The 9,158-nt window shown below is 72.2% G+C and carries 8 protein-coding genes and 3 pseudogenes; 9 read left to right on the plus strand and 2 right to left on the minus strand.

Annotated features, from left to right (window positions below; all coding sequences use genetic code 11):
- A partial coding sequence (locus FNH08_RS35940; RefSeq protein WP_152775724.1) for a sulfite exporter TauE/SafE family protein occupies nt 1-727 on the plus strand: 727 nt, incomplete at its 5' end.
- 1 nt (nt 728) lies between these two features.
- Here the strand turns inward: FNH08_RS35940 and FNH08_RS35945 are convergent.
- Nucleotides 729-1,592 carry a CDP-alcohol phosphatidyltransferase family protein gene (locus FNH08_RS35945; RefSeq protein ID WP_322726039.1) on the minus strand — a complete coding sequence of 288 codons (864 nt, stop codon included), beginning with the start codon at nt 1,590-1,592 and terminating at the stop codon, nt 729-731.
- Between the two features lie 107 nt (nt 1,593-1,699).
- On the opposite strand from FNH08_RS35945, the gene FNH08_RS35950 reads away from it, so the two are divergent.
- From FNH08_RS35950 to FNH08_RS53710, 5 genes and pseudogenes are all read left to right on the plus strand, one after another.
- Nucleotides 1,700-2,680: a zinc-dependent alcohol dehydrogenase gene (locus FNH08_RS35950; RefSeq protein WP_152775725.1), complete on the plus strand. Its 981-nt coding sequence runs from the start codon at nt 1,700-1,702 to the stop codon at nt 2,678-2,680.
- 195 nt (nt 2,681-2,875) lie between these two features.
- On the plus strand, nt 2,876-3,274 hold the full coding sequence (locus FNH08_RS35955; RefSeq protein WP_152775726.1) for a 6-pyruvoyl trahydropterin synthase family protein: 399 nt from the start codon (nt 2,876-2,878) through the stop codon (nt 3,272-3,274).
- A 5-nt stretch (nt 3,275-3,279) separates the two neighbouring features.
- On the plus strand, nt 3,280-4,491 hold the full coding sequence (locus FNH08_RS35960; RefSeq protein ID WP_152775727.1) for a glycosyltransferase family 4 protein: 1,212 nt from the start codon (nt 3,280-3,282) through the stop codon (nt 4,489-4,491).
- A 64-nt stretch (nt 4,492-4,555) separates the two neighbouring features.
- On the plus strand, nt 4,556-5,470 hold the full coding sequence (locus tag FNH08_RS35965; RefSeq protein ID WP_228034558.1) for a methyltransferase domain-containing protein: 915 nt from the start codon (nt 4,556-4,558) through the stop codon (nt 5,468-5,470).
- Nucleotides 5,467-6,597, plus strand: a pseudogene (locus FNH08_RS53710) (lysylphosphatidylglycerol synthase transmembrane domain-containing protein); the annotation flags it as partial. The gene FNH08_RS35965 and the pseudogene FNH08_RS53710, both read left to right, overlap by 4 nt.
- 71 nt (nt 6,598-6,668) lie before the next feature.
- On the opposite strand, the gene FNH08_RS35975 reads toward FNH08_RS53710, so the two are convergent.
- Nucleotides 6,669-7,442 carry a creatininase family protein gene (locus tag FNH08_RS35975; protein WP_152775730.1) on the minus strand — a complete coding sequence of 258 codons (774 nt, stop codon included), beginning with the start codon at nt 7,440-7,442 and terminating at the stop codon, nt 6,669-6,671.
- A gap of 78 nt (nt 7,443-7,520) precedes the next feature.
- On the opposite strand from FNH08_RS35975, the gene ribA reads away from it, so the two are divergent.
- The 3 genes and pseudogenes from ribA to FNH08_RS35985 all read left to right on the plus strand — a co-directional run.
- On the plus strand, nt 7,521-8,186 hold the full coding sequence (gene ribA, locus FNH08_RS35980; protein ID WP_152775731.1) for a GTP cyclohydrolase II: 666 nt from the start codon (nt 7,521-7,523) through the stop codon (nt 8,184-8,186).
- A gap of 157 nt (nt 8,187-8,343) precedes the next feature.
- Nucleotides 8,344-8,456: pseudogene (locus tag FNH08_RS54170) on the plus strand (NAD(P)/FAD-dependent oxidoreductase); the annotation flags it as partial.
- Nucleotides 8,453-9,158: pseudogene (locus tag FNH08_RS35985) on the plus strand (saccharopine dehydrogenase); the annotation flags it as partial. The pseudogenes FNH08_RS54170 and FNH08_RS35985, both read left to right, overlap by 4 nt.

The raw sequence follows: 9,158 nt of genomic DNA on the forward strand, positions 1-9,158 counted from the left end.
GGGGGCCGGGCTTGCGGGGTCCGTTGCGGGGCTGGCCTCGTTGTTCAGCTATCCCGCGCTGCTCGCGGTCGGGCTGCCGCCCGTCGCCGCCAATGTGACCAACACGGTGGCGCTGTTCTCCAACACGGTGGGTACCGCGGCCGGTTCGCGGGCCGAGTTGCGTGGACAGGGGGAGCGGCTCGTGCGGCTGGGGGGTATCGCCGCGCTCGGCGGCGGGGTCGGTGCCGCTCTGCTGCTCGGCACCCCGTCCTCGGCGTTCGAGGCGGTCGTGCCGTGGCTCATCGCTCTCGGATCGGTGCTGATCCTGGTGCGCGGTCCCCTGCGGAGGATGGTCGTGTCACGGGCGCCGGAGTCCGGATCGGCCCGGCCTGCCCTCCCGCTGACCTGCGCGGTGCTGCTCGTGGGGCTGTACGGAGGCTACTTCGGCGCGGCCGCCGGGGTGTTGATGCTGGCGGTGCTCTCCCTGTCGGCCGCCGAACCGCTCGCCGTGACGAACGCGGTGAAGAACATCGCGACCGGGGCGGCGAACCTGACCGCGGCCGTCGCGTACGCCGTCGTGGCGCCGGTGGACTGGGTCGCGGCCGTGGTCCTCGGGCTCGGCGCCCTGCTGGGCAGCTGGGTCGGCCCCGTGGTCGTACGGCGGCTGCCCGAGACCCCGTTGCGGATCGCCATCGCCCTCGCCGGGCTCGGCCTGGCCGGCACCCTGTGGTACCGGGCCCAGACCTGAGTCACCGGACGGCGAGTTCGGCCTCCAGGCGGACCGGCGTACCCACCGAGGCCTCCTCCGAAGCGGCCTTCGCGACCGCCGGAGCCACCGCGCTGTCGGCAGCCGAGTCCCTCGTCGACGGGATCACCAGCACGGCGCGCGAACCGGTGCGCTCCTCCCGGGTGTGGAACAGCCACGCGATGTCCCGGCCGAAGGACCACAGCAGCGAACCGAGGGCCACGGCCACCAGGGCGAACGCCGCCGTGTAGGGCAGCCACCCGGACGCCGCCGCCAGCAGCACGACCCCCTGGACAGCCGCCACCGTCTTGCGGGCCATGCTGTGCGGCAGCGAACCGTTCAGCCACGGCATCACCCGCGCCGCCGCCACGAACCCGTACCGCATCAGACCGATCAGCAGGACCCACGGGCCGAGCGCCATCGAGACGTACACGCTCAGCACCAGGATCAGGAACGCGTCGACCTCCATGTCGAAGCGCGCGCCCAGCGGGGTCGACGTCCCCGTGCGGCGGGCGACCTTGCCGTCCACGCCGTCGAGGATGAGAGCCACCGCGGTGAGGCCCACGAAGAGGGTGACCGGCGGCGAGCTCTGGAAGGAGTCGGCGACCAGCGCCGTGACCGCGCCGACGAGTATCGCCCGGCCCAGCGTGACGCGGTTGGCCGGGCCGAAGGAGCGGGGCCGGGTGCGGCGCAGGGCGCGGTTCAGGACCATCCACGTGGCGAGCGCGAACGCCAGTCCCGTCAGCCAGCCCGCCGGCCCCATCCCGATCGCCGTGCCCAGGAACGAGAGGAGCAGGAGCTGCGCACCCGCGCCCACCGCCGTCTCCTGGAACAACGGCCGTGCGTCGTACGTGTTGTTCAGGGCCACCGCATACCTTCCGAACGTGTGACAGAGTCGATCATCGCCGCGTACCGTGTCCGCGACTCCCACCGCTGCGTACGTGGAGAAACGTCCGACCGTTCAGAGGGACCCACATGAAACACACAGTCCGCTCCTTCTGGCTCCGCTCCCCCGGACAGGGCGAGATCCGGGAGACTTCGGTGTCCGGGCCCGGTGACGGAGAGGTCCTCGTACGGGCTCTGTGTTCCGGGGTGAGCCGGGGCACCGAGACGCTCGTTTTCCGAGGTGGAGTGCCCGAGAGCCAGCACGCCGCGATGCGCGCTCCCTTCCAGGAGGGCGAGTTCCCCGGGCCCGTGAAGTATGGCTACCTCAGCGTCGGGCAGGTGGAGGAGGGGCCGGGAGAACTGGTCGGCCGGACCGTCTTCTGTCTGTATCCGCACCAGACCCGGTACGTCGTGCCCGCGAGCGCCGTCACCGTCGTACCGGACACCGTGCCCGCCACGCGGGCCATCCTCGTCGGGACCGTCGAGACCGCGGTCAACGCCCTGTGGGACGCGGCGCCGCTGATCGGCGACCGGATCGCCGTGGTCGGGGGCGGCATGGTCGGGTGTTCCGTCGCCGCGCTGCTGGCCAGGTACCCCGGTGTGCGTGTGCAACTCGTCGACGCCGATCCCGCCCGCGCCGACATCGCCCGCGCGCTCGGGGTCGACTTCGCGCTGCCCGCCGACGCGTTGGGGGAGTGCGACCTCGTCGTGCACGCCAGCGCCACCGAGCAGGGGCTCACGCGGTCGCTGGAACTCCTCCGCGACGAGGGCACGGTGATCGAGCTCAGCTGGTACGGCGACCGGCGGGTCTGTCTGCCGCTCGGCGAGGCATTCCACTCACGGCGACTCGTCGTGCGCAGCAGCCAGGTGGGCGCCGTCTCTCCGGCGCGACGCGCCAGCCGTACGTACGCCGACCGGCTCGCGCTCGCCCTCGACCTGCTGGCCGACCCCGCCTTCGACGCGCTCGTCACGGGGGAGTGCCGCTTCGAGGAACTGCCCGACGTGATGCCCGGGCTCACTTCCGGTGAACTGCCCGGACTGTGCCACCGTGTGCTCTACGACAGCGAGTAAGTCACACCCGGACAGCACCCGGGCAAGTCACACACCCGGATAAGTCACACACCCGGTCCCGAGTCCCGAACAGGCGGAACGGAAGCCTGACCTCCAAAGAAACAGCAAAAGAGGTCTGAACAACGGGTCCCGACCAGCCGTACTACACGGCATGCCCCGGCCGGGGGCAGACGCACCGCACTGGAGGGTCGTCCGTTGTTCAGCATCACTGTCCGCGATCACATCATGATCGCCCACAGCTTCCGCGGGGAGGTCTTCGGACCCGCGCAGCGCCTGCACGGCGCCACCTTCCTCGTGGACGCCACGTTCCGCCGTGCAGAGCTGGACGACGACAACATCGTCGTCGACATCGGCCTGGCGACGCAGGAACTCGGGGCCGTGGTGAGCGAGTTGAACTACCGGAACCTCGACAACGAGCCCGACTTCGCGAACACCAACACCTCGACGGAGTTCCTCGCCAAGGTCATCGCCGACCGTCTCGCCGAGCGCATCCACAAGGGAGCCATGGGCGAGGGAGCCAAGGGCATCGCCGGCATCGCCGTCACCCTCCACGAGTCGCACATCGCCTGGGCGAGTTACGAGCGTGGCCTGTGACCGACATGACCATCGACCAGGCGACCGTCGACGCCGCCCGGGCACCCCGGGACGGACAGGCGAGGCTCGACTACGTTCCCGTCCAGAACGCGGCGCTCAAGAAGGCCGAGATCCTCCCCATGTCCCTGCGCTCCGTGCACTTCGTCATGCCGGGCGGTGTCGACGACCTGTCCCGGCCGAGCGGCGGCAACGCCTACGACCGCCGGATCTGCCTCGACCTGCCCGGCTTCGGCTGGCAGGTGCAGAAGCACATGATCGACGGCAGCTGGCCCCGGCCCGGCGCGGACGCCCGCGCCGAACTCGCCCGTACGCTGGCGGACCTGCCCGACGGCACGGTCGTCCTCCTCGACGGACTCGTCGCCTGCGGTGTCCCCGAGATCGTCGTCCCCGAGGCCGAACGACTGTGCCTGGCCGTGCTGGTGCACCTGCCGCTCGGTGACGAGACCGGTCTGAGGCCCGACGAGGCCGCCGAACTGGACGCGTTGGAGCGGACCACCCTGCGGGCCGTCCCCGCCGTGATCGCCACCAGCGACTGGGCCGTACGACGCATCGTGTCCCACCACGGTCTCGCCCCCGAGCGCGTCCACGTCGCCGCGCCCGGCGCCGACATCGCACCCCTCGCCTCCGGCACCGACGGCGTCTCCCGGCTGCTGTGCGTCGCGGCCGTGACCCCGCGCAAGGGACAGCACCGGCTGGTGGAGGCCCTCGCGACCGTCACCGACCTGCGGTGGAGCTGCGTGCTGGTGGGTGGACTCGAACAGGACCCCGAGTACGTCGACCACATCCGCGCCCTGATCGCGCGGTTCGGCCTGGAGGACCGGCTGCACCTGGCGGGCCCGCAGGCCGGCGCCGAACTCGACGCCAGCTACGCCGCCGCCGACCTCATGGTCCTCACCTCCTACGCGGAGACGTACGGCATGGCCGTCACCGAGGCCCTCGCCCGCGGCATCCCCGTGCTGGCCACCGACGTCGGCGGACTGCCCGAGGCCGTCGGCCGCGCCCCCGACGGAGGGGTGCCCGGCATCCTCGTACCGCCGGAGAACCCCGCGGCCATCGCGGCGGAACTGCGCGGCTGGTTCGGCGAGGCCGACGTGCGCCGCCGCCTCAAGTCCGCCGCCCGCGGCCGCCGGGCCGCGCTGGACGGCTGGGCCAGGACGGCACGCAGCCTGGCCGGAGTGCTGGGACGACTGCGCCACGAACCACGGAAGGCGGCGTGAGATGAGCACGACGACACCCGCGCCGAGTACCGGTGCTGAGCAGGCGTCCACGGAGACGGTATCCATGGAGCCGGTATCCACGGGCAGCAGCCTGAGCCTGGCCGGGCGGGGCGAGGGTACGGCCGCCGCTCCGAGCGCGCCGCCCGAGGAACACCAGTACGCGCCCCAGTGGCTGGAGTTGCGCGAGCCCGCCGACGCCATCGCCCGCGCCGCCGACCTCCTCGACCCGCTGCGCATCCGCCTCGCGAACCTGCCGGGCCGCGCCACCGCCCTGGTCGTCCACGACCTCGGCTGCGGTACCGGCTCGATGGGCCGCTGGCTCGCGCCCCGGCTCGACGGCGCCCAGCAGTGGGTGCTGCACGACCACGACGCGGACCTGCTGCACCTGGCCACCGTGCGGGCGCCCCGCGCGGCGGGCGACGGCAGCCCCGTCACGGTCACCACACGGCGCGGTGACCTGGCGCGGCTGAGGGCGGCCGACCTGGCGGGCGCCTCGCTCGTCACGGCCTCCGCGCTGCTCGACGTCCTCACCCGCGACGAGATCGGCGCGCTCGCCGAGGCCTGCGTGGGCGCCGGCTGCCCGGCCCTGCTGACGCTGTCCGTCGCCGGCCGCGTGGAGCTCACCCCCACCGACCCATTGGACGCCGAGATCGCCGAGGCCTTCAACGCCCACCAGCGCCGCGGCGACCTGCTCGGCCCCGACGCGGTCACCGTGGCCTGCGAGGCGTTCTCCGAGCGCGGCGCGACCGTGCGGGTGAACCCGAGCCCCTGGAAGCTCGGTCCGGAGCACGCCGAGTTGGCGCAGGAGTGGCTGCGCGGCTGGGTGGGCGCCGCGATCGAACACAGGCCCGAGCTCGCGGAGCGCGCCGAGGCGTACCTGGAGCGGCGGCTGGAGCAGTGCGCGGCCGGCGAGCTGCGGGTGGTGGTCCACCACAGCGACGTACTGGCCCTGCCCCGGATGACGGGCGGGACGTCATGAGCGCCCCGGTGGAGGAGGCGGTCGAGACACATCGACGGGTCGGCGCCGAGCGCGTCACGCCCCGCGGGGTACGCACGTGCCGGAAGCCGGACGCCGCCCTTCCCGATGTGACCCTGCGTACCTGCTCGTCCACCACGAACCCGCGCACGTGGTTGGCCACGGTGCCGGAAAGGAACCCGGGCACGACACCGGCCGACCCGGAGACGAAGACGGAGACGGCGTCGGAGACGGAGCCCACCTCCAAGTCCCGCGCCGCCGCGAAGCCGGTCCGCGCCCTGCGCGCCCACTTCGGCACCCTCGCCGGGACGGCCATCATGGGCGTGCTGGTCTGGCGGCTCGGCACCGGTGTCTTCCTCGACGGGCTGCGGCGCGTCGACGCCCTGACCCTCGTCACCGCGGTCGCCATCGGCGCGGTCACCACGGTGTTCAGCGCCTGGCGCTGGTGTGTGGTGGCGCGCGGGCTGGGGATCAGGCTGCCGCTGGGACCGGCCGTCGCCGACTACTACCGCGCGCTGTTCCTCAACGCGGCCCTGCCCGGCGGCGTCCTCGGCGACGTCCACCGCGCCGTACGGCACGGGCAGAGCTCCGGCGACATGGGGCGCGGTGTCCGCGCGGTCGTCCTGGAGCGGACCGCGGGACAGGTCGCGCTGGCCGTGGTCGGAGTAACGGTCCTGCTGACCCAGCCCTCCCCGGTGCTGGCCCAGACCCGCCGGGGTGCCGCCCTGCTGGGCCTCGCCGCGCTGGGCGCGCTCGCGATCTGGGCCGCGGTCCGGATGGGCCGCACCACCGGGCCCTCACGCCGGGGCCGCGCGCTGCGCGCCCTGCTCGTCGAGGCACGCGGAGCCCTGCTCGGCCGTGGCAACTGGCCGGCCGTGGTGATCTCGTCGGTCGCGGTGCTGGCCGGGTACGTCGTGACGTTCCTGCTCGCCGCCCGGGTCGCGGGAACCGCCGCCTCTGTGGCCGAACTGGTGCCGCTCGCGCTGCTGGCGCTGCTCGCCATGGCCCTGCCGCTGAACGTCGGTGGCTGGGGCCCCCGGGAGGGCGTCACCGCCTGGTCGTTCGCGGCGGCGGGCCTGGGCGCCTCCCAGGGACTGACCGTGGCCGTGGTGTACGGCGTGCTCAGCTTCGCGGCGGCCCTGCCCGGCGTCCTCGTGCTGGTCGCGCGCTGGTACATGGGCCTGCGGGCGAAGAGGGCCCGTCAGGAGGAGGCGACCACCGAGAGGTACGCCTCGAAGGACTCGACCAGCCCCGCCAGAAGCTCCTTCCCCTTCCCCGCGGACGCCATCGAGGGCCGGCCGATGACACCGGACTCGGTGTAGGCCGACATACCGAGGGAGAGGAGATGACGGCGGTCGTCGGCCAGCAGATCAGCGGACTTGTAACCGGGCCGGACCAATTCGGGATGGCAATGCAGAAGTATGGAGGTCTCTATTTCTCCCGCATGCATATCACTGAGCAACGAGGTCTCGACACCCGCTCGTTCCCGTGCGGCGTCCCAGTCCTCCATTGCCGGGAAGAGCGCCATGCGATGTCCCTCGGCAGTGGATTCCTGCACCACGTTTCCCAGGACGTAATTCCCGCCGTGTCCGTTGACCACGACCAGTGCCTCCACGCCCGACCGGCGCAGGGAGGCCGCGATGTCACGGACGACGGCGTGCAGGGTCACGGCGGAGATGCTCACCGTCCCCGGCCAGGCCTCGTGCTCGTGGCTGCAGGCGATGGTCACGGGCGGCAGCAGGTGCACCGGGTACGCTGCGGCGATCTCCCGGGCTATCGCACACGCGACCAGCGTGTCGGTGGCCAGCGGCAGGTACGGACCGTGCTGTTCGAGGCTCCCGACGGGGAGCACGGCGACCTGCCGGGCGACGCCCGCACCCCGAGCCCTTACGTCCTCGGTGGTGTCCGCCGGCACCAGAGCGGATACCGTCGGCAGCGGCTTCTCCGGAGTCGGCTGCGTTCCCGAACTGCTCATGTTTTCCCGGCCTTTCGTCTCAGTTGATGCTCAGGCATTTTCGCACGACACCAGGGCTTACCAGATAGGAACCAGATCATGACCGAAACTGTTGACGTACTCGGCACGAATGCCCGGTCCTCCGGTGCCGTACGCGTGGTGAATGCACCCCTTCCCACCGTGTACGGCGACTTCGAGGCCGTCGGCTACCTCGACCAGGACCGAGGGGAGGAACAAGTCGCGCTCGTGTACGGCGACATCAGCGCCGCCGAAGGTGAGGGGATTCTCACGCGACTGCACTCGGAGTGCCTGACCGGCGACGCGTTCGGATCCCAGCACTGCGAGTGCGGCGACCAGCTCGACAGCGCGCTCAGGTCCATAGTGGCCGAGGGCCGGGGCATCCTCGTCTACCTGCGGGGGCACGAGGGCCGTGGCATCGGCCTGCTCGCCAAGCTGCAGGCGATGAAGCTCCAGTCGGAGGGCCTGGACACGGTGGAGGCGAACATCGCGCTCGGGCTGCCGGTGGACGCCCGTGACTACCGGGTCGCGGCGGAGATGCTGCACGACCTCGGCGTCCGCTCGGTGCGGTTGATGTCGAACAACCCGCGTAAGCGGGAGGCGCTGGTGCGGCATGGCATCGAGATCGCCGAGCAGGTGCCGTTGCTGATCACTCCGTGTGAGGACAACATCGCCTATCTGCGGACCAAGCGGGAGCGGTTGGACCACTATCTGCCTCACCTTGAGGCTGCGGTTCGTTCTTCTTGAGGCCGTCTGCTGCCTGCGGGTTCGTCGTGGTTGCTCGCGCCCACGCGGCGGAGCCGCATATCCGACGCAGGCCCGCGCCCCTGTCGGGGCGCGTCCCCGTGGCGGTCGGCGCGGGCGTCACTCATGACGCCCGGCCGCCCCGCCCGCGCTGCATGACGGCGAGGTGATCCGCGACCTGTGCCCGGGCCGCGTACCCTTCGTCGACATCAGCCCCTGAGCGTCGACCGGTTCGCCGCCGACGCCGCGCGCCCGGAGGTCGACCTGGTATGACCCAGCTCCACCTGTGGCTCCGCCACGAGTCCCGCACCACCGAACGCCGCACCCCGATCGTCCCCTCGGACGCCGCGCGGCTCGTCGACAACGGCATCACGGTGACGGTGGAGGAGTCGCCCCAGCGGATCTTCCCGATCGACGAGTACGAAGCGGTGGGTTGCCGTGTCGAGGGGGCGGGCTCGTGGGTCACGGCACCCCGGGAGGCGGTGATCGTCGGTCTCAAGGAGCTCCCGGACGAGCCCGCCGAGTTGACGCACCGCCACATCTCCTTCGGGCACGCCTACAAGGGGCAGCCCGGCGCCCAGGCGCTGCTGCACCGGTTCGTCGCCGGGGGAGGGGCGCTGCTCGACCTGGAGTACCTGGTCGACGACGAGGGCCGTCGGCTCGCCGCCTTCGGGTACTGGGCCGGGTACATCGGGGCGGCACTCGCCGTGCTCCACCACCGGGGCGTGCTCGACACCCCGCTGAGGCCCACGGCCAAGGAGGAACTGGAAGAGCGGCTCCGCGCGTCCACGGGGAGGGTGAGCGCGCTGGTGATCGGGGCCCTGGGCCGCAGCGGCCGCGGGGCGCGCGTCGCGCTCGGTGAGGCAGGGATCGCGCCCACCAGCTGGGACCTGGCCGAGACCCGCGACCTGGACCGGCGGGCTCTCCTGGACCACGAGCTGATGGTCAACACCGTGCTGACGACCCGCCCCGTCC

It is taken from the genome of Streptomyces spongiae, assembly GCF_009377185.1.
Taxonomy (GTDB): domain Bacteria; phylum Actinomycetota; class Actinomycetes; order Streptomycetales; family Streptomycetaceae; genus Streptomyces; species Streptomyces spongiae.

Excerpts from the sequence above, each read along its gene's own strand:
- FNH08_RS35950 (WP_152775725.1), top strand. The coding sequence starts at position 1,700 with ATGAAACACACAGTCCGCTCCTTCTGGCTCCGCTCCCCCGGACAGGGC.
- FNH08_RS35960 (WP_152775727.1), top strand. The coding sequence starts at position 3,280 with ATGACCATCGACCAGGCGACCGTCGACGCCGCCCGGGCACCCCGGGAC.
- FNH08_RS35965 (WP_228034558.1), top strand. The coding sequence starts at position 4,556 with ATGGAGCCGGTATCCACGGGCAGCAGCCTGAGCCTGGCCGGGCGGGGC.
- FNH08_RS35975 (WP_152775730.1), bottom strand. The coding sequence starts at position 7,442 with ATGAGCAGTTCGGGAACGCAGCCGACTCCGGAGAAGCCGCTGCCGACG.
- ribA (WP_152775731.1), top strand. The coding sequence starts at position 7,521 with ATGACCGAAACTGTTGACGTACTCGGCACGAATGCCCGGTCCTCCGGT.